Below are 19,866 nucleotides of genomic sequence, written 5' to 3'. Positions count from 1 at the left end.
TATAATACAATAAAAAAACTATGTGGAGAGAAAATGAAGCTAAGAAGAAGTGAGCGGATGGTTGTGATTTCGAACTACTTGATTAATCATCCCTACGAATTGACAAGTTTAAATACATTTGCGGAGAAATATGAATCTGCCAAATCCTCTATTTCTGAGGACATTGTCATTATTAAACGGGCCTTTGAAGAGATGGAAATTGGTCACATTGAAACTCTTACTGGGGCAGGTGGAGGGGTCATCTTTACACCATCGATTTCGGATGCAGATTCAAGAGAAATTGTCCAAAACTTGTGCAATCAATTGTCAGAAAGCAATCGGATTTTACCAGGTGGTTATATCTACCTTTCAGACTTGTTGAGCAATCCAAAAATCCTAAATAATATTGGGCGCATTATTGCCAAGGCTTTTCGAGATCAAAAAATCGATGCTGTTATGACGGTGGCAACCAAGGGAGTTCCATTAGCAAACGCGGTAGCCAATGTCTTAAATGTTCCCTTTGTCATTGTGCGACGAGATCTAAAAATTACAGAAGGATCAACGGTCAGTGTGAACTATGTATCAGGTTCCAGTGGCGATCGGATTGAGAAAATGTTTTTGTCCAAACGCAGTTTGAAAGCAGGCAGCCGTGTCTTGATTGTCGATGACTTCCTTAAAGGGGGGGGAACTATCAGTGGGATGGTTAGCCTCTTAGCTGAGTTTGAATCAGAGTTAGCAGGAGTCGCTATTTTTGCGGACAATGCTTCGGCTAGAAGTAAAGATTTATTTGATCACAAGTCACTTCTACGTGTAACCAACATTGATGTAGCAGAAAATAAAATTGATGTAGAAATCGGAAATATTTTCGATAAGGATTAAGTCTGGAGAGGGAGATAGGAAAATGAAAACAATTTTAGACCGTTTTGATCGTAGCCCCCTATGGCTTCGATTGGCAACGATATTCATCTTGACAGGAGTTCTTGTCGGTGGGCTTTATACGGTTCGAAAAAATTCTGCAGACCAAGTTACAGTGGTGAAACAAGAAGCCAAAAAGACAGGTTCTCTTCCTATTAAAAAGAAAGACCCTAAAAAAGCAAAAGAAGAAGAGGAAGCGAAAATCGCTGAAGATGCAGAAAAGGCAGTCGCTCATTTTGAAACGACTGCAACCCAAGAAACCTTAACAGCTGCCCGAGAAGCCGTGGAAAAAGTGAAGGACGAAACAAAGAAACAGGCCTTTCAAGCTCGTATTCAGTACATTGTAGACTATTACGGAATGCAGACCAATCAGAATACTCAATCAACTGATACGAATCAAGCTAGCCAAACAGGTCAACCTCAACAAGTCGTTCCAGCAGAAGTCCCTCAATATCAGTCCAATGAGGTTCCTCAAGTTTCGAATGCTACAATTCCAGCTGTAACGCAACAATATGAACAATAATTTAGCACGGTTTTAAGAAGAAGCAATCGTGCAAAAAAGAGAAAAAAATCTTGACAGTGAAAGTACCGCTATGTTACAATAATAGACGGTACTTTTTACTTTTGGTCTCTCAAGAGTGTACAGGGACGTGCTGACAAATGTTGCAAAAGTACACACAGATGATAGCTGTCACCAAGTGTATCATCACCAAAAATAAAAAAACACAGGAGAATGTAGATGCCTACAATTAACCAATTGGTTCGCAAACCGCGTAAATCAAAAGTAGAAAAATCTAAATCACCAGCTTTGAACGTTGGTTACAACAGTCATAAAAAAGTTCAAACAAACGTTTCTTCACCACAAAAACGTGGTGTAGCAACTCGTGTTGGAACTATGACACCTAAAAAACCTAACTCTGCCCTTCGTAAATTCGCTCGTGTACGTTTGAGCAACTTGATCGAAGTTACTGCCTACATCCCAGGTATCGGACACAACTTGCAAGAGCACAGCGTGGTGCTTCTTCGCGGTGGACGTGTAAAAGACCTTCCAGGGGTACGTTACCATATCGTCCGTGGTGCACTTGATACTGCAGGTGTTAACGATCGTAAACAAGGCCGTTCTAAATACGGTACTAAACGTCCGAAAAAAGCATAAGGAAAGGGGATAAAGAGAAATGAGTCGTAAAAATAGAGCTCCAAAACGTGACGTATTGCCAGATCCGCTTTACAATTCACAACTAGTTACTCGTCTTATCAACCGCGTTATGCTTGATGGTAAACGTGGTACAGCAGCTTCAATCGTTTACGGTGCTTTTGAGCAAATCAAAGAAGCTACTGGAAATGACGCACTTGAAGTATTTGAAACAGCTATGGAAAACATCATGCCTGTACTTGAAGTACGTGCACGTCGTGTTGGTGGATCAAACTACCAAGTCCCAGTTGAAGTTCGTCCAGAACGCCGTACAACACTTGGACTTCGTTGGTTGGTAACAATCGCTCGTCAACGTGGTGAGCACACAATGGTTGACCGCCTTGCTAAAGAAATCTTGGATGCTGCAAACAACACTGGTGCAGCTGTTAAGAAACGTGAAGACACTCACCGTATGGCTGAAGCTAACCGTGCCTTCGCACACTTCCGCTGGTAAGAATAAGATACTGAGGGCGTTAAAAAAGCGACTGAAAATTAGGAAGTTTGACGCAGAATCAAAGATTCTAGGAAAGCTTATCTATTTTCCGAGCTTTTAGCCCGGGTTCAATTGAGCTCGGTCCGCTCTTTAGTTCAATTCAACTTATTTGTAAGTTGAAACCAACACATACATGAGAACACTGAGAACGGGTAGGTCCTGCCTATCCGTTTTTGTTAAATCATGTTATAATAGTATAGAAATAAAAAATATAGGAGAACAAAACCTCATGGCACGCGAATTTTCACTTGAAAAAACTCGTAATATCGGTATCATGGCCCACGTCGATGCTGGTAAGACAACTACAACTGAGCGTATCCTTTACTACACTGGTAAGATTCACAAAATTGGTGAAACTCACGAAGGTGCGTCACAAATGGACTGGATGGAGCAAGAGCAAGAACGTGGTATCACTATCACTTCTGCGGCTACAACAGCTCAATGGAAAGACACTCGTGTAAACATCATCGACACACCAGGACACGTGGACTTCACAATCGAAGTTCAACGTTCACTCCGCGTTTTGGACGGTGCTGTAACCGTTCTTGACTCACAATCAGGTGTTGAGCCTCAAACAGAAACTGTTTGGCGCCAAGCAACTGAATACAGAGTTCCTCGTATCGTATTTGCGAACAAGATGGATAAAATCGGTGCTGACTTCCTTTACTCAGTAAGCACTCTTCATGACCGTCTTCAAGCAAATGCTCACCCAATCCAATTGCCAATCGGTTCAGAAGATGACTTCCGTGGAATCATCGACTTGATCAAGATGAAAGCTGAAATCTACACCAACGACCTTGGTACAGATATTCTTGAAGAAGATATCCCAGCTGAATACCTTGAACAAGCTCAAGAATACCGCGAAAAATTGGTCGAAGCAGTTGCTGAAACTGACGAAGACTTGATGATGAAATACCTTGAAGGTGAAGAAATCACTAACGAAGAATTGAAAGCTGGTATCCGTAAAGCGACTATCAATGTTGAATTCTTCCCAGTATTGTGTGGTTCAGCCTTCAAGAACAAAGGGGTTCAATTGATGTTGGATGCGGTCCTTGACTACCTTCCAAGCCCACTTGATATCCCAGCGATCAAAGGTATCGACCCAGATACAGACGAACAAGTAGAACGTCCAGCATCTGACGAAGAGCCATTTGCAGCGCTTGCCTTCAAGATCATGACTGACCCATTCGTAGGTCGTTTGACGTTCTTCCGTGTTTACTCAGGTGTCTTGAACTCAGGTTCTTACGTATTGAACACTACTAAAGGTAAACGTGAACGTATCGGACGTATCCTTCAAATGCACGCCAACACTCGTATGGAAATCGAAACAGTTTACTCTGGAGATATCGCAGCTGCTGTTGGTTTGAAAGATACAACAACTGGTGACTCATTGACAGATGAAAAAGCAAAAGTTATCCTTGAGTCAATCGAAGTTCCAGAACCAGTTATCCAATTGATGGTTGAGCCTAAATCTAAAGCAGACCAAGACAAGATGGGTATTGCCCTTCAAAAATTGGCTGAAGAAGATCCAACATTCCGCGTTGAAACAAACCCTGAAACTGGTGAAACAGTTATCTCTGGTATGGGTGAGTTGCACTTGGATGTCCTTGTTGACCGTATGAAACGTGAATTCAAGGTTGAAGCAAACGTTGGTGCTCCTCAAGTATCTTACCGTGAAACATTCCGCGCTTCTACACAAGCACGTGGATTCTTCAAACGTCAATCTGGTGGTAAAGGTCAGTTTGGTGATGTTTGGATCGAATTTACTCCAAACGAAGAAGGAAAAGGATTCGAGTTCGAAAATGCAATCGTCGGTGGTGTGGTTCCACGTGAATTCATCCCTGCAGTAGAAAAAGGACTTCAAGAATCTATGGCGAACGGTGTTCTTGCTGGCTACCCAATGGTTGACGTGAAAGCGAAGCTTTACGATGGTTCATACCACGATGTCGACTCATCTGAAACTGCCTTCAAGATCGCTGCATCTCTTGCTCTTAAAGAAGCAGCTAAATCAGCACAACCAGCTATCCTTGAACCAATGATGCTTGTAACCATCACAGTTCCTGAAGAAAACCTTGGGGATGTTATGGGTCACGTAACTGCTCGTCGTGGACGTGTAGACGGTATGGAAGCACACGGTGCAAGCCAAATCGTTCGTGCTTATGTACCACTTGCTGAAATGTTCGGTTACGCTACTGTCCTTCGTTCTGCAACTCAAGGACGTGGTACCTTCATGATGGTATTTGACCACTACGAAGATGTACCGAAATCAGTACAAGAAGAAATCATTAAAAAAGCTAAAGGTGAAGCATAATTTTGCCGTCTAGCTAAAAGCTTTCCTCTTAGGAGGAAGGCTTTTTTGATTTGAAAGAGTTCAACTCCTCTTCCTCATAAGAGATAGTGAAAATGAATATGAAAGTTTGTGTAATATTTCTAATCCTACTGAAATCAGTTGCATTTTAGGGGAAGAAAGTATATAATAATATTGTTGAAAGATGATTTGTAACCTATCAAGTTACTCTTTTCACATAAAAAATTTTTTGATTTTCATAAGGAGGAAATCACGAATGGTAGTTAAAGTTGGTATTAACGGTTTCGGTCGTATCGGTCGTCTTGCTTTCCGTCGTATCCAAAACGTAGAAGGTGTTGAAGTTACTCGCATCAACGACCTTACAGATCCAGTTATGCTTGCACATTTGTTGAAATATGACACAACTCAAGGTCGTTTCGACGGTACTGTGGAAGTTAAAGAAGGTGGATTCGAAGTTAACGGTAAATTCGTTAAAGTTTCTGCTGAACGTGATCCAGAACAAATCGACTGGGCTAACGACGGTGTAGAAATCGTTCTTGAAGCAACTGGTTTCTTTGCTAAGAAAGAAGCTGCTGAAAAACACTTGCACCCAGGTGGAGCTAAGAAAGTTGTTATCACTGCTCCTGGTGGAAATGACGTTAAAACAGTCGTATTCAACACTAACCACGACATTCTTGATGGTACTGAAACAGTTATCTCAGGTGCTTCATGTACTACAAACTGCTTGGCACCAATGGCTAAAGCTCTTCAAGATAACTTTGGTGTTGTAGAAGGATTGATGACTACTATCCACGCTTACACTGGTGACCAAATGATCCTTGACGGACCACACCGTGGTGGTGACCTTCGTCGTGCTCGCGCTGGTGCAGCTAACATCGTTCCTAACTCAACTGGTGCTGCTAAAGCTATCGGTCTTGTAATCCCAGAATTGAACGGTAAATTGGACGGATCTGCACAACGCGTTCCAACTCCAACTGGATCAGTTACTGAATTGGTTGCAGTTCTTGAAAAGAACGTTACTGTTGATGAAGTGAACGCAGCTATGAAAGCAGCAGCTAACGAATCATACGGTTACACAGAAGATCCAATCGTATCTTCAGATATCGTAGGTATGGCTTACGGTTCATTGTTTGACGCAACTCAAACTAAAGTTCTTGACGTTGATGGTAAACAATTGGTTAAAGTTGTTTCATGGTATGACAACGAAATGTCTTACACTGCACAACTTGTACGTACTCTTGAATACTTCGCAAAAATTGCTAAATAATTCATGTGTATGATGAGAGGAGGGTGACCTCCTCTTTTTTTGTACTTTTTTTAGTTCCTCCTCACCTTATTATAGGATTTGCTAAAATGGATTGACAGACCTCTCTTTAAAGGGGTAAACTAAATCTGAGTGAAGATTTCCAATTAAACAAAAATGTAAGCGATTGCACATGAGCGAAGGAGAAGTGTTTTAGGAGATTGGAAATTAGTAAAATAAGATGGAGGTCATGATGAAAGGTCATCAATTTGAAAAACAACAACGTTTTAGTATCCGAAAATTCAGTGTAGGAGTTTGTTCTGCACTGATTGGATTGGCATTTTTAGGAACGGGGGCTGTCTCAGCGGATGAGACGCATGCTGCGAATGAACAACCCTTAGAAGCCACTTCAGCAACTGCAGAAGATGTAAATCATTTAATCAGAGAAGCTGGTGTCTACACTGCAGATGCTGTCTTGCCAACTACAGAATCAGCGAAACCAGTTGAGGAAGCCACTTCAGCAACTCCCGAAGTTAGCCCGACGACCACAGATAGTCCAGCGGTTTCAGCGACAGAACAGCCAAAAGCAAGCACAGAAAAAGTAGAAGATTTACCAACTAATGAAGAAAAACAATTAAGACCGAAAGAGGTCAAATTTGATACATGGGACGATTTGTTGAAATGGGAACCTGGTAAACGAGTAGATGATGATTTGAACCGAGCAAGTGTCCCCCTCGCTAGCCGTTTTCAAGGGAAGCAAATCAACGAGCAAGCAAACCCTGATGCAAAGATTCAGGCTCTGTCTAACATGAACTCAAAGGCTAAGGATCATGCTTCCGTCGGTGGGGAAGAGTTTAAGGCCTATGCTTTTGACTATTGGCAGTATTTGGATTCCATGGTCTTCTGGGAAGGTCTGGTACCATCAGCGGATGTGATTGATGCTGCTCACCGAAATGGGGTGCCCATCTATGGAACACTCTTTTATAACTGGTCTAGTAGCATCAAGGATCAAGAGCATTTTGCGGAAACCTTGAAAGAAGATAGTGAAGGCTCTAAAACCTTCCCGATCGCACGGAAATTAGTTGATCTAGCTAAGTATTATGGTTTCGATGGCTACTTTATTAACCAAGAAACGACAGGGAACCTAGTAGAACCTTTAGGACCAAAATTAAGAGATTTCCTTCTTTACACCAAGGAGTATGCGAAGAGTATTAACTACCCTATCAAGTACTCTTGGTATGATGCCATGACCTATGAATATGGTCGTTACCATGAAAATGCACTGGGTGAATACAACTATAATTTCATGCAACCTGAAAATGGGGAAAATCCAGTTGATACCTTCTTTGCCAACTTCAACTGGGGCAAATCAGAAGTTGATTATTCTATCAGCACAGCCAAATGGATTCAGCGCAATCCTTATGATGTTTTAGCGGGACTCGAACTTCAAAAAGGGGGCTCTTATAAGACCAATGTGGACTGGAATGCGATTTTAGATGAACATGGCAAGTTGCGTCTATCCCTGGGGCTTTATGCACCTGACACCATTACGGGTCTAGGAAAGACAGGAGAGGGGTATCATAACCATGAAGATCTATTCTGGACAGGTTTCCAAGGTGATCCAACCAAAGGAAAACCAGCAGATCAATCTTGGTACGGGATGTCCAATCTAGTCGTGGATAAAACTCCGATCACAAATGCTGATTTTAATACTTCATTCAATACTGGTCACGGAAAATATTGGTTTGTAGATGGAAAAATTTCAAAAGATGGCGAGTGGAATTACCGATCCGTCTCTGGCTACCTTCCAACATGGCGCTGGTGGGTAGAACATAGTGAAGACAGCACGCCATTGAAAGGGCGCTATGACTTTGATCAAGCCTATAATGGAGGAAACTCTCTAACCTTTGAAGGCGATTTGAAAGCTAATAGCAGTCAAAATGTCATGCTCTATTCGACCAAAATCCCTGTGACAGAAACAACAAAATTAAGCGTCTCTCACAAGGGTGGGGTTGGTGCGGCTGCTTGGGTAGCTGTTGCTACAAAAGAAGATTACTCGGAATACGTATGGAAGGAATTGACGCCAAACGCAGATTGGTCCACTCAAACCTTCGATTTGGGAGACCTAGCTGGCAAGACCATTTATGCCGTTAAGATGTTCTTTGACCATGATGCAGATGTCAAAGACTACAAGTTCAATCTCGGCCAATTGTCGATTACGTCGAACCAAGAAAAACCAGCTGCTCCTTCTGAAGTAACCGTGAAAGGCAAACGCCTGCAAAATGCGCAAGAAGCAGAAGCAGTCCTAAACTTTAAAGGAGTTGCGGATGCAGATTATTATGAAGTCTATGAGAAAGATGGCGATAACTGGCGTCTCTTAACAGGGTCTTCTGCGACAACTGTCTATCTTCCAAAAGTTAGTCGTTCTGCAAGTGCTGAAGGGACCACTCAAGAACTCAAGGTTGTTGCTGTTGGGAAGAACGGTCAACGTTCAGATGCGGGAACTGTAGCCTTTGATTGGGGTATGACAGTGTCGGATACCAGCCTACCAAAAGCATTGGCGCCAAACGTAGTGATTGGGGCGAAAGTCATCGGTTCAAGTTTCCCAGATGCAGATGGTAGTGAAGGTATCGAGGGGATGTTGAATGGTACCATTACGAGTCTTTCAGATAAATGGTCGTCGGCTCAATTGAGTGGAACTGTCGATATTCGCTTGACACAACCACGGACCATTGTTCGTTGGGTCATGGACCATGCAGGTGCGGGTGGAGAATCTGTCGATGATGGCAAGATGAATACCCGTGACTTCGACCTTTACTACAAGGATGAAGCCGGCGAGTGGAAATTGGCCAAGGAAGTCCGTGGAAACAAAGCCCATGTGTCCGATATTACACTCGACCATCCGATCAAAGCTCAAGAATGGCGTCTCCATGTCATTACAGCCGATAATGGGACTCCATGGCAAGCTATTCGAATCTATAACTGGAAAATGTATGAAAGTTTAGATACCGAAACAGTCAATATCCCGATGAAGGATGCTGCAGCGCAAAACCTAGGCAATCATTTTGTCCAGGTTGGCTTTAAGGATGTACCTGCGAATACAACGATTTCACTTTATGCCGATAAAGAAGCGACTAGCCCAATTGCGACTATGACAGCCGATCAAGCTGGAAATCTGATCTTTAAACCGCTCGCTTTTGAATCGACTCCGTCTCTTCTTTACTATCGTGCACAAGCACCAGGAAAAGAGATCAGTAATGTTCTAGCGATTGAAGTTCCAAAAAATGATAAAGAAATTAGTGGAGTTCAATTAGAAGAGGGCTTAGCTAAGAAGGTCTACAGAAAAGGAGATGCTCTCTCCTTGAAAGGAGCGACTCTTCGCGTTCATTATCAAGATGGACAAGCAGATCAACTGGTCAACCTCACCAACTCAGGTGTAGAGATTCATGGATTTGACAGTAACAAGCTTGGAGAACAACACCTAGAAGTTTCTTATCTTGGTCAGAAATTGGATAAGACTCTCACTGTTTTTGTGGTCAGTGCAGAGGAAGCAGGTGAAAAAGCCGTTGCTGGTCTAGAATTGACTGACAAACCAAAAGTCGAATATATTGTCGGAGAAGCATTTGAAAAAGAAGGCGGACGCTTTACAGTCGTCTTTGAAGATGAAACGACTGAAACGCACGCCTTGACCGATGAAGGTGTTGAAGTAACTGGCTTTGATGCGAGCAAGGAAGGTCGTCAAACTATCACCGTCCATTACAAGGGAGCTAGCACAAGCTTTGATGTCCTCGTGAATCCAAAACCAGCTCTCAATGATGAATACCTCAAGCAAAAATTGGCTGAAGCTGAAGCTGCAAAAGCCAAAGTAGACTTTACTTTTGCCACTCCTGAAGTCAAAGAAGCCTTGTTGGCTGGAATAGCTGCTTCTGAAAAAGTCTTGAAAGAGCATGATACCAGCACACAAAATCAAGTCAATGAGCAGTTGAACCAATTGACCGCTCTCTTGAAAGCCTTGGATGGACAAGCCAATCTAACAAAAGAAAAAGAAACTCTCTCTGCTCTGACAGAGGAAGCGACCACTCTATTAGCAAGCAAGCCAAATCATCCTTCTGGTGATGCTTTGAAGGCACTGGTTGAGAAAAATAAAGAACTCCTAGCCTCTTCAGAACTCACTCCTGAAGCGCTCGCAACCGCAAAAACAGGTCTAGAAACCTTGATTGCGCTCTTGAAAGAAGATAAGCCGGCTGTCTTTGTAGACCCTGCAACTGGAGTTGAAGTTCAGTTCTCTAATTTGGAACCTACTGTTGTTAAGGGGTTGAAAGTCGCGAAAGTTGAAGCAAATCAGGCAGAAAAAGAAGAGCTGAAGGGACGAGAAGCGGCTATCTTTGATATCGAAGGAGTCGATGCAAGTGGTCAAGATGTGGATACCCATCATCCATCACTTGTGAAAATACCTGTGGATAAGGATAAAGAAGTGGAGCAAGTCCTCTTCTTCCCAGAAGGTCAAGCACCTCAATCTTTAGCCTTTGAGCGTGTAGGAGATGTAGTCATCTTTACAGCTCCACACTTTACTCACTATGCGATTGTCTACAAAACTCAAAAGATAGAGGTACCGGATCAGCCAATCCAGCCAGATCAACCTGTGACACCGGACCAACCGATCCAGCCAGAGAAACCTGCGACACCGGATCAACCGGTTCAGCCAGAGAAACCTGCGACACCAGATCAACCGATTCAGCCGGAGAATCCAACAAAACCAGACCAACCGACTGATAATCAAAAATCCCCAGAACAATTGAATCCGATGAAACCAACTGATCCATCTAATCAAAAGGAAAACGGATCAGATCTTCTGGATCAACGAGTTCAACAAGTTTTAAGTCACTACTTAACACCGACTAAAGAAGGTTCTTCTCAACAAGATCAAACCAGCAAAGAAACTGACAAGGAATTGCCAACAACTGCAAGTTTAGAGGCTACTTTTGCAGCAGAAGCTGTTCTCTTAGCAGCACTTGGAGGCTTCCTCTTGGCCGGTAAGAAGAAAGAAGAGTAACGTTTTCTAGAGGCTTAAAAAAGTTAAAATCAATCATAAACCTCCTTTGTGAAAAACAAGGGAGGTTTCATGATGTAGATTCTGAATCAGGAGCATCAATCCAGATAGGCTATTATGAAGTAGAAATCCACTATTTTTCTACCTCTTTTACATCTTTTGTGATATAATTATCATGTATTAAAAATAGAAGGAGTCATATCCAATGGCAAAATTGACTGTTAAAGACGTTGACTTGAAAGGGAAAAAAGTTCTCGTTCGTGTTGACTTCAACGTTCCTGTAAAAGATGGAGTGATCACAAACGACAACCGTATCACTGCCGCTCTTCCAACAATCAAGTATATCCTTGAGCACGGTGGACGTGCAATCCTCTTCTCTCACCTTGGACGTGTGAAAGAAGAAGCAGACAAAGAAGGTAAATCACTTGCTCCTGTAGCGGCTGACTTGGCTGCTAAATTGGGTCAAGACGTTGCTTTCCTTCCAGGTGTTACTCGTGGTGCTGAATTGGAAGCTGCGATTAACGCTCTTGAAGATGGACAAGTTCTTTTGGTTGAAAACACTCGTTTTGAAGATGTTGACGGCAAGAAAGAATCTAAAAACGATCCTGAACTTGGTAAATACTGGGCATCACTTGGAGATGGTATCTTCGTAAACGATGCATTCGGTACAGCTCACCGTGCGCACGCATCTAACGTTGGTATCTCAGCAAACGTTGAAAAAGCTGTTGCTGGATTCCTTCTTGAAAACGAAATTGCCTACATCCAAGAAGCAGTTGAAGCTCCAGAACGTCCATTCGTGGCTATCCTTGGTGGTTCAAAAGTTTCAGACAAGATCGGTGTTATCGAAAACTTGCTTGAAAAAGCTGATAAAGTTCTTATCGGTGGTGGGATGACTTACACATTCTACAAAGCTCAAGGTATCGAAATCGGTAACTCACTTGTAGAAGAAGACAAATTGGATGTCGCTAAAGCTCTTCTTGAAAAAGCAAACGGCAAATTGATCTTGCCAGTTGACTCAAAAGAAGCGAACGCATTTGCTGACTACACTGAAGTGAAAGACACTGAAGGTGAAGCAGTTGACCCAGGCTTCCTTGGTTTGGATATCGGTCCTAAATCAATCGCTAAATTTGACGAAGCTTTGACTGGTGCGAAAACAGTTGTATGGAACGGACCTATGGGTGTATTTGAAAACCCTGACTTCCAAGCTGGTACAATCGGTGTCATGGACGCTATCGTGAAACAACCAGGCGTTAAATCAATCATCGGTGGTGGTGACTCAGCTGCCGCAGCGATCAACCTTGGTCGTGCAGACAAGTTCTCATGGATCTCTACTGGTGGTGGAGCATCAATGGAACTCCTTGAAGGTAAAGTTCTTCCAGGACTTGCAGCTTTGACTGAAAAATAAGACGGTTCCTCATAAACCATAGAAGAAGCACCGAAAGGTGCTTTTTTTAGAATGTATACAAACTATTTTTATATAAGATAAGTGATTCTGTATCGAAATAAAATATGATCTCATTTTTGAAATTAATCAAGGAAATCCCGAAACTTTCCGCCGTGAGAAAAGTGCTTGAAACATTTGTTTCAAGCACTCGGGAGTTTTGAAACTTTAGGTTCAAAACTAAGTCATGGAACTTCTTCGAAGTTCGCTGACGTCCGTACTCACCTAAGGAAAGTTTTTAAGATGTCTTTATAGATTAGAAGGAACCTAGTCGATCTTCATTTCCCTGCTTGAACCTTTCTGGAAATATGTTAGAATAAAAGAGATAGAAAGATAGGGGACAATGGATTACTTTAAACGACATAAATTTGACCGTTCCAAATTTCGATTGGGAATGCGGACCTTCAAAACAGGGATAGCCGTTTTTCTGGTTCTATTGATTTTTGGTATCTTTGGTTGGAGAGGACTGCAAATTGGGGCTCTGACAGCTGTTTTTAGCTTGAGAGAAGATTTTGATAAGAGTGTTCACTTCGGAGCTTCGCGTGTGATGGGTAACAGCATCGGTGGTTTTTATGCTCTGCTATTCTTTATAATCAAGATCCTCTTCCACAATGCCTATTGGGTCACCCTGATTTTTGTACCGATTGCGACCATGTTAACCATTATGACCAATGTCGCCATGAACAATAAAGCCGGAATTATCGGAGGCGTATCAGCTATGCTGATTATTACTCTCTCGATTCCTACAGGTGAAACTTTCCTATATGTTTTTGCCCGCATTTTTGAAACCTTTATCGGTGTCTTTGTAGCGATTTTAGTTAATTCAGATGTGGATCGCATTCGAGACTTTATAAAAGAAAAAAGAAAACCCATGTGAGATTATATGACATTTTAATCTTGACATCGGTTTTTTTTGCGTTATAATAGAAGGAAAAGGAGGTCGGATATGAAAGAAAAGGAATTAAGACGAACGTTAGCGGTCTTTCCGATTGGTAGTGTTATGAAATTGACAGATTTAACAGCTCGTCAGATTCGCTATTACGAAGATCAGCAACTCATTACTCCGGATCGTACAGAGGGCAATCGTCGGATGTTTTCTCTCAACGATATGGATCGCCTGTTGGAGATTAAGGATTACTTATCTGAAGGCCTTAATATTGCAGGAATCAAAAAACGGATTGCTGAGAAAGAAGCTAAACGCCAAGCTGCCAAGGTAGTTAGCGAGAAGGAAGTTCGCAAGGCCCTTCATCGCGACATTCTTCAGCAAAGTCGCTTTCATACGACCTCATCGCCATATGGTCAGTTACGCTGATCATTCTTTTTACTTATTGCTTTATTCATAAGGAGACACACATGTCAATTACTGTTGAAGATATTCGTCGCGAAGTCAAAGAAAAAAATGTAACCTTTATTCGGTTGATGTTCTCAGATATCTTAGGAACCATGAAAAACGTTGAAATTCCAGCGACAGATGAACAGTTGGAAAAAGTTTTATCAAACAAGGCTATGTTTGATGGATCTTCTATCGAAGGGTTTGTTCGGATTAATGAGTCTGATATGTATCTCTATCCTGACTTGGACTCTTGGACTGTTTTCCCTTGGGGAGATGAGAACGGTAGTGTCGCAGGCTTGATTTGTGATGTCTATACAACAGAAGGGGAACCATTTGCAGGAGATCCACGTGGAAACCTCAAACGTGCTCTTCGTCACATGGAAGAAGTTGGCTTCAAATCGTTCAACCTTGGACCAGAGCCAGAATTCTTCCTCTTTAAACTAGATGAAAATGGAGACCCAACTCTTGAAGTGAATGACAAGGGTGGCTATTTTGATTTGGCACCTACAGACCTTGCGGATAACACTCGTCGTGAGATCGTCAATGTCTTAACCCAAATGGGATTTGAGGTAGAAGCCAGTCACCACGAAGTGGCTGTAGGTCAGCATGAAATTGACTTTAAGTACGATGAAGTTCTTCGCGCCTGTGACAAGATTCAAATCTTTAAACTCGTTGTAAAAACCATTGCTCGTAAACATGGTTTGTATGCAACCTTTATGGCTAAACCAAAATTTGGTATCGCTGGTTCTGGTATGCATTGCAATATGTCCTTGTTTGATGCCGAAGGGAACAACGCCTTCTTTGATCCAAATGATCCAAAAGGAATGCAGTTGTCAGAAACAGCTTATCATTTCCTTGGTGGTTTGATCAAGCACGCTTACAACTACACAGCCATCATGAACCCGACTGTCAACTCCTACAAACGTTTGGTACCAGGTTTTGAAGCTCCTGTATACATCGCTTGGGCTGGACGCAACCGCTCCCCATTGGTGCGTGTACCTGCTTCACGCGGTATGGGAACTCGTTTGGAATTGCGTTCCGTAGATCCGATGGCTAACCCATACATCGCTATGGCTGTTCTTTTAGAAGTTGGTTTGCATGGGATTGAGAACAAGATTGAAGCGCCAGCACCAATCGAAGAAAATATTTACATCATGACAGCTGAAGAGCGTAAAGAAGCTGGCATCACTGACCTTCCATCTACTCTTCACAATGCTTTGAAAGCCTTGACGGAAGATGAAGTAGTTAAGAATGCTCTCGGTGAACACATCTACACGAGCTTCTTAGAAGCCAAACGCATCGAGTGGGCAAGCTATGCAACCTTCGTTTCACAATGGGAAATTGATAACTACTTGGACTTGTACTAAGCAAATCCATACAAAAAATGAGAGTGGGACAGAAGTCGGTCATTCGTTAGAATTCGATTTCATCGTCCCACCTCAACCACTGCGTCTTGCTCGACAATCCAAAGACAATTGAGAGGCTAGGACTTTTGTCCCAGCCTCATTCTTTTTACTTAATTTTCTTCATCTGGTGTCAAAATCATCGGGATGATGATGGGTTCACGTTCCGTACTTTCGTAAAGGAAAGGACGGAGGGCATTGACAATAGCACCGTGTACGGTTTGAATGTTGGCATCTTTGTTCTTCAAGGCGATTCGGATAGCATTGAAGAGGATACGTTGACTTTCACGGATCAGGTCACCAGACTCTCTCATATAGATGAAACCACGACTGAGAATATCTGGTCCAGCTAAAATCATTTTTGACTTGAAGTCAACTGTCGCAACAGCTAGGACAACACCGTCTTCTGATAAATCTTTGCGGTCACGAAGGACAGCAGCTCCGATTTCTCCGATGCGATTTCCGTCGACATAGATATCTTGAGCATTGAAACTTCCTGCGATACGAGCCGAGTTGGCTGTGAGGGCAAGGACATCACCGTTGCTCATGATGAAGATGTTATCCTTTTCTACTCCGCAATCACGCGCAAGTCCAGCATGAATCTTCTGCATGCGGTACTCACCGTGGACAGGCATGAAGTATTTTGGCTTGATCAAGCGCAACATAAGTTTTTGTTCTTGTTGACCACCGTGTCCTGAGGTATGGATATTGTTAATCTTACCGTGGATGACATCGACTCCTGCTTCAGAGATGATGTTGATCAGGCGGTTGACGCTAGTTGTGTTGCCAGGAATCGGACTAGATGAGAAGATAACGGTATCACCCGGTTGCAATTGCACTTGGCGGTGGGTTCCATTAGCGATACGAGATAGTGCCGCCATTGGCTCCCCTTGGCTCCCTGTACACATAATGAGGATTTCGTTTGCCGGGTAGTCTTTGATCTCACTTGGTTCAATAATTGTTCCAGGTGGTACCTTGATATAGCCCAGCTCAATCCCGTTGACAATGGCCTTTTCCATCGAGCGTCCAAAGACAACAATCTTACGGCCAGTTTTAACAGCGGCATCTGCAGCCTGTTGGAGACGGAAGATGTTTGATGCAAAGGAAGCAAAGATGATGCGTCCATGAATGCCTTCAATAATCTTCATAATGGATTGGCCAACGACTTTTTCAGAGTTGGTAAAGGTTGGGACTTCCGCGTTGGTTGAGTCAGAAAGCAGACAGAGAACGCCTTCCTCTCCTAGTGCGGCCATCCGGTGCAGATCGGCTGGCTCACCAACTGGAGTAAAGTCAAATTTAAAGTCTCCCGTGCAGACAATTTTTCCTTGAGGCGTGTGGAGAACGATCCCCAAAGGTTCTGGAATAGAGTGGGTCGTACGGAAGAAGGTCGCTTTAATATGCTTAAAGGTCAACTCCGTATTTTGGTTGATTTCATAGAGTTTAGCACCACGAAGGAGGCCATGCTCTTCTAATTTTCCACGAATAAGGGCTAGGGCCAAAGGTCCAGCATAGATAGGCACATTGGCTTGCTTCAAGAGGAAGGGAATTCCTCCGATATGGTCTTCGTGTCCGTGAGTAATCAAGACCCCTTTGACACGGTCGATATTTTCAACGATATAGGAATAGTCAGGAATAACGTAATCAATCCCTAACAAATCATCTTCAGGGAACTTGATCCCAGCATCTACAATGATGATTTCGTCTTGGTATTCAATCCCATAGGTATTTTTACCAATTTCCCCGAGACCTCCAATGGCGAAAACACCAACTTCTTCAGGTTTTAAGGTATATGCCATGGATTAGAACTCCGTAATTTCAAATGCGCCAGACTCTTTTTCATATTCTAGATGTTGGTCTGACAAGAGGGTGATAAATTCGATGTTGTAAGGTGTATTTTCCTCAACAAGGCGACGAGCTTCAATGCGTCCTTCTAACTCATTCTTAGCATCAATATCGAGATAGAGGGCATGAGTCGTTTCACGACGAGGGTTGCGTTCTTTTGTTTCTTGGTAGAAAACTTTGTAAATCATTTCGTTTCGGTTCCTTTCATTTGTTCGGACTGTAGCAGAAAAGAAACAGCTAGTAACTAGCTGAGACACCTATTCTTGCTTTATGTTGTCCTGATTCGATATAATTATTATTCATTATACCATAAATAGCCTCTAAGGAAAAGATGCAAGCAGGGTCTGAAAGCAGAAGGAAGCGCTTTTTTAGAAGGAATAGAGAGCAGGTGATTTGACAGTCTGGGGGTGCTTCCTCTACCGTTTGGCGTCTATTTGTAGTATAATATGAAGCAGACAACGAGGAGAAAACATGAAAGTATTAGCATTTGACACCTCCAGTAAGGCCCTATCCGTTGCCCTTTTGGAGGAAGAAAACCGATTAGCAGAGTTAACGCTGACGATCAAGAAAAACCACAGCATTACCTTGATGCCGACCATTGAATTTTTGATGGCCAGCATTGATTGGAAACCGACGGATTTGGACCGTATCGTAGTAGCAGAAGGGCCTGGATCCTATACTGGCTTACGAATTGCGGTAGCAACGGCTAAAACCCTAGCTCAAACGCTAAAGATTGACTTAGTAGGGGTGTCGAGCTTACTAGCCTTGGTACCAGAAGAGATAGAAGGTCTGGCCATTCCAGTCATGGATGCGCGGCGCAACCATGTCTATGCGGGCTTTTACCAAGAGGATCAGTTGGTCTACCCGGAGGGGCACCTTTCTTTTGAAGCCGTATTAGAAAGAGTAAAGGGAGCTGAAAAGGTGACCTTCCTTGGGGAAGTGGAAGCCTTTCGCGAGCAGATACAAGAGGCCTTACCGAGTGCTCAGATGGTAGAAACCCTACCGGATGCGGTACGGATCGGTCGACTAGGACTTACAAAAGAAGCTGTCTCCGTTCATGGTTTTGTGCCCAACTACCTCAAGCGGGTAGAAGCTGAGGAAAACTGGCTCAAGGACCATCAAGAGTCCGGTCAGTCCTACATCAAACGCCTATGATCCGTATCGAGAAGGAGGCGGGGCGATTCGATTTAGCCCCTCAGTTGGTAGAAATCTTAGACGATGTCTATGGACAAAGTCCTTGGACCTTGGAGCAAGTCCTAGCGGATCTCGGTCAAGCTCAAAATTGGTATGCCTTGGCCTACAGTGGGGAAGCATTGGTGGGCTTCTTGGCCATGCAAGAAAATCTCTATGAGCTAGAGGTCGTCCAAATTGCTGTTCGAAAAGAGTGGCAAGGGCGCGGGATTGCTCGTCAGCTACTAGAAACTGTTCCTCAGGAGAAAGAGGTCTTTTTAGAGGTGAGAGAAGGAAACACTCCGGCTCGGACTCTCTATCAGAAACAAGGATTTAAAGAAATTGGTTGCCGGAAAGGGTATTATCATGCACCTACCGAAGACGCCATTATGATGAAAAGGGAAGCAAATGAAGGATAGATATATTTTGGCATTTGAAACATCTTGTGATGAGACCAGTGTCGCCGTCTTAAAGAACGATACAGAGCTCTTGTCCAATGTCATTGCCAGCCAAATTGAAAGCCATAAACGCTTCGGGGGAGTGGTTCCAGAAGTTGCCAGTCGACATCATGTCGAAGTTATTACGGCCTGTATTGAGGAAGCGCTAGAAGAAGCAGGAATTACAGAAGAAGAAGTCACAGCAGTTGCGGTAACTTACGGACCAGGTCTGGTTGGAGCTCTTTTGGTCGGTCTTGCTGCAGCCAAGGCCTTTGCCTGGGCCCATGGGATTCCTTTGATTCCTGTCAATCATATGGCAGGGCACTTGATGGCCGCTCAAAGCGTTGAGGCTTTAGAATTTCCGCTCTTGGCCTTGCTGGTCAGCGGAGGACACACTGAGTTGGTCTATGTCTCGGAGGCGGGTGATTATAAGATCGTTGGGGAAACACGTGATGATGCAGTGGGTGAGGCCTATGATAAGGTCGGCCGTGTCATGGGCTTGACCTATCCAGCCGGTCGTGAGATTGACGAGTTGGCACATAAGGGTCAGGATATCTACGATTTCCCACGCGCCATGATCAAGGAAGACAATCTGGAGTTCTCATTCTCAGGGCTCAAATCAGCCTTTATCAATCTCCACCACAATGCCGAGCAAAAAGGCGAGAGTCTGTCCAAGGAAGACCTATCGGCTTCCTTCCAAGCAGCGGTGATGGATATCTTGATGGCCAAGACCAAAAAAGCCCTAGAAAGATACCCGGTTAAGACCCTGGTGGTGGCGGGAGGAGTCGCGGCCAACCAAGGATTACGTGAACGCCTGGCTTCTGAGATCACAGATGTTAAGGTCATCATTCCTCCTCTACGCCTCTGCGGGGACAATGCGGGGATGATTGCCTATGCCAGTGTCAGCGAATGGAATAAGGGAAATTTTGCTAGCTTAGACTTAAATGCCAAGCCAAGTCTCGCTTTTGATCCGATAGAAGAGAACTTAGATTAGTTAAAAAACGAACATAAATGACGTGAGGACGTTTCCCCTCCCTTTTTTTGTTATAATAGATAGCAT

The 19,866-nt window shown here is 43.4% G+C and carries 16 protein-coding genes; 14 read left to right on the top strand and 2 right to left on the bottom strand.

Annotated features, from left to right (window positions below; translation table 11 throughout):
- Positions 1–33: 33 nt before the first annotated feature.
- The 11 genes from purR (at position 34) to glnA (ending at position 15,321) form a co-directional block, all read left to right on the top strand.
- Entirely contained in the window at positions 34–858 is an 825-nt protein-coding gene (gene purR, locus I2D56_RS00885) for a pur operon repressor (protein WP_042507484.1), read from the top strand.
- 22 nt (positions 859–880) lie between these two features.
- Positions 881–1,417, top strand: a complete 537-nt coding sequence (locus tag I2D56_RS00880) for a hypothetical protein (RefSeq protein ID WP_023024500.1) — start codon at positions 881–883, stop codon at positions 1,415–1,417.
- Positions 1,418–1,633: 216 nt separating this feature from the next.
- On the top strand, positions 1,634–2,050 hold the full coding sequence (rpsL, locus tag I2D56_RS00875) for a 30S ribosomal protein S12 (protein WP_001142333.1): 417 nt from the start codon (positions 1,634–1,636) through the stop codon (positions 2,048–2,050).
- A gap of 19 nt (positions 2,051–2,069) precedes the next feature.
- Positions 2,070–2,540 carry a 30S ribosomal protein S7 gene (rpsG, locus tag I2D56_RS00870; protein WP_003003105.1) on the top strand — a complete coding sequence of 157 codons (471 nt, stop codon included), beginning with the start codon at positions 2,070–2,072 and terminating at the stop codon, positions 2,538–2,540.
- A gap of 268 nt (positions 2,541–2,808) precedes the next feature.
- Positions 2,809–4,890 (top strand): elongation factor G, encoded by a 2,082-nt coding sequence (gene fusA / locus I2D56_RS00865; RefSeq protein WP_023024498.1) that lies wholly within the window; start codon positions 2,809–2,811, stop codon positions 4,888–4,890.
- A gap of 253 nt (positions 4,891–5,143) precedes the next feature.
- The gene (gene gap / locus I2D56_RS00860; RefSeq protein ID WP_006595530.1) at positions 5,144–6,154 is read left to right on the top strand and encodes a type I glyceraldehyde-3-phosphate dehydrogenase; all 1,011 of its coding nucleotides are present in this window, start codon (positions 5,144–5,146) and stop codon (positions 6,152–6,154) included.
- A 229-nt stretch (positions 6,155–6,383) separates the two neighbouring features.
- Entirely contained in the window at positions 6,384–11,183 is a 4,800-nt protein-coding gene (locus I2D56_RS00855; protein ID WP_195347764.1) for an endo-beta-N-acetylglucosaminidase, read from the top strand.
- 202 nt (positions 11,184–11,385) lie between these two features.
- Positions 11,386–12,585, top strand: coding sequence for a phosphoglycerate kinase (locus I2D56_RS00850; protein ID WP_195347763.1), 1,200 nt, complete (start codon positions 11,386–11,388; stop codon positions 12,583–12,585).
- Positions 12,586–12,964: 379 nt separating this feature from the next.
- Positions 12,965–13,498 (top strand): FUSC family protein, encoded by a 534-nt coding sequence (locus I2D56_RS00845; protein WP_117744746.1) that lies wholly within the window; start codon positions 12,965–12,967, stop codon positions 13,496–13,498.
- Positions 13,499–13,567: 69 nt separating this feature from the next.
- Positions 13,568–13,933: a MerR family transcriptional regulator gene (locus I2D56_RS00840; RefSeq protein ID WP_023024490.1), complete on the top strand. Its 366-nt coding sequence runs from the start codon at positions 13,568–13,570 to the stop codon at positions 13,931–13,933.
- Positions 13,934–13,974: 41 nt separating this feature from the next.
- Positions 13,975–15,321 carry a type I glutamate--ammonia ligase gene (gene glnA, locus I2D56_RS00835; protein WP_023024488.1) on the top strand — a complete coding sequence of 449 codons (1,347 nt, stop codon included), beginning with the start codon at positions 13,975–13,977 and terminating at the stop codon, positions 15,319–15,321.
- 149 nt (positions 15,322–15,470) lie between these two features.
- Here the strand turns inward: glnA and rnjA are convergent, their stop codons facing one another.
- Positions 15,471–17,153, bottom strand: a complete 1,683-nt coding sequence (gene rnjA / locus I2D56_RS00830; RefSeq protein ID WP_023027298.1) for a ribonuclease J1 — start codon at positions 17,151–17,153, stop codon at positions 15,471–15,473.
- 3 nt (positions 17,154–17,156) lie between these two features.
- On the bottom strand, positions 17,157–17,387 hold the full coding sequence (locus tag I2D56_RS00825) for a DNA-dependent RNA polymerase subunit epsilon (RefSeq protein ID WP_123160642.1): 231 nt from the start codon (positions 17,385–17,387) through the stop codon (positions 17,157–17,159).
- Positions 17,388–17,670: 283 nt separating this feature from the next.
- On the opposite strand from I2D56_RS00825, the gene tsaB reads away from it, so the two are divergent.
- From tsaB to tsaD, 3 genes are read left to right on the top strand one after another with little or no spacing between them, the layout of a single operon-like run.
- The gene (tsaB, locus tag I2D56_RS00820; protein WP_023027296.1) at positions 17,671–18,354 is read left to right on the top strand and encodes a tRNA (adenosine(37)-N6)-threonylcarbamoyltransferase complex dimerization subunit type 1 TsaB; all 684 of its coding nucleotides are present in this window, start codon (positions 17,671–17,673) and stop codon (positions 18,352–18,354) included.
- Positions 18,351–18,788 (top strand): ribosomal protein S18-alanine N-acetyltransferase, encoded by a 438-nt coding sequence (rimI, locus tag I2D56_RS00815; protein WP_195347762.1) that lies wholly within the window; start codon positions 18,351–18,353, stop codon positions 18,786–18,788. The genes tsaB and rimI overlap by 4 nt, the downstream gene beginning before the upstream one ends.
- Entirely contained in the window at positions 18,778–19,800 is a 1,023-nt protein-coding gene (tsaD, locus tag I2D56_RS00810) for a tRNA (adenosine(37)-N6)-threonylcarbamoyltransferase complex transferase subunit TsaD (protein ID WP_195347761.1), read from the top strand. The genes rimI and tsaD overlap by 11 nt, the downstream gene beginning before the upstream one ends.
- Positions 19,801–19,866 lie beyond the last annotated feature (66 nt).

The sequence above is a fragment of the Streptococcus australis genome, assembly GCF_015553625.1.
GTDB classification, from domain to species: domain Bacteria; phylum Bacillota; class Bacilli; order Lactobacillales; family Streptococcaceae; genus Streptococcus; species Streptococcus australis_B.
The sequence above is the reverse complement of the archived record's forward strand: the minus strand, read 5'-3'. Positions and strand labels throughout refer to the sequence as shown.

Bases quoted from the DNA above. Each gene is read 5' to 3' on its own strand.
- purR (WP_042507484.1), top strand. From the start codon at position 34: ATGAAGCTAAGAAGAAGTGAGCGGATGGTTGTGATTTCGAACTACTTG.
- I2D56_RS00880 (WP_023024500.1), top strand. From the start codon at position 881: ATGAAAACAATTTTAGACCGTTTTGATCGTAGCCCCCTATGGCTTCGA.
- rpsL (WP_001142333.1), top strand. From the start codon at position 1,634: ATGCCTACAATTAACCAATTGGTTCGCAAACCGCGTAAATCAAAAGTA.
- rpsG (WP_003003105.1), top strand. From the start codon at position 2,070: ATGAGTCGTAAAAATAGAGCTCCAAAACGTGACGTATTGCCAGATCCG.
- fusA (WP_023024498.1), top strand. From the start codon at position 2,809: ATGGCACGCGAATTTTCACTTGAAAAAACTCGTAATATCGGTATCATG.
- gap (WP_006595530.1), top strand. From the start codon at position 5,144: ATGGTAGTTAAAGTTGGTATTAACGGTTTCGGTCGTATCGGTCGTCTT.
- I2D56_RS00855 (WP_195347764.1), top strand. From the start codon at position 6,384: ATGAAAGGTCATCAATTTGAAAAACAACAACGTTTTAGTATCCGAAAA.
- I2D56_RS00850 (WP_195347763.1), top strand. From the start codon at position 11,386: ATGGCAAAATTGACTGTTAAAGACGTTGACTTGAAAGGGAAAAAAGTT.
- I2D56_RS00845 (WP_117744746.1), top strand. From the start codon at position 12,965: ATGGATTACTTTAAACGACATAAATTTGACCGTTCCAAATTTCGATTG.
- I2D56_RS00840 (WP_023024490.1), top strand. From the start codon at position 13,568: ATGAAAGAAAAGGAATTAAGACGAACGTTAGCGGTCTTTCCGATTGGT.
- glnA (WP_023024488.1), top strand. From the start codon at position 13,975: ATGTCAATTACTGTTGAAGATATTCGTCGCGAAGTCAAAGAAAAAAAT.
- rnjA (WP_023027298.1), bottom strand. From the start codon at position 17,153: ATGGCATATACCTTAAAACCTGAAGAAGTTGGTGTTTTCGCCATTGGA.
- I2D56_RS00825 (WP_123160642.1), bottom strand. From the start codon at position 17,387: ATGATTTACAAAGTTTTCTACCAAGAAACAAAAGAACGCAACCCTCGT.
- tsaB (WP_023027296.1), top strand. From the start codon at position 17,671: ATGAAAGTATTAGCATTTGACACCTCCAGTAAGGCCCTATCCGTTGCC.
- rimI (WP_195347762.1), top strand. From the start codon at position 18,351: ATGATCCGTATCGAGAAGGAGGCGGGGCGATTCGATTTAGCCCCTCAG.
- tsaD (WP_195347761.1), top strand. From the start codon at position 18,778: ATGAAGGATAGATATATTTTGGCATTTGAAACATCTTGTGATGAGACC.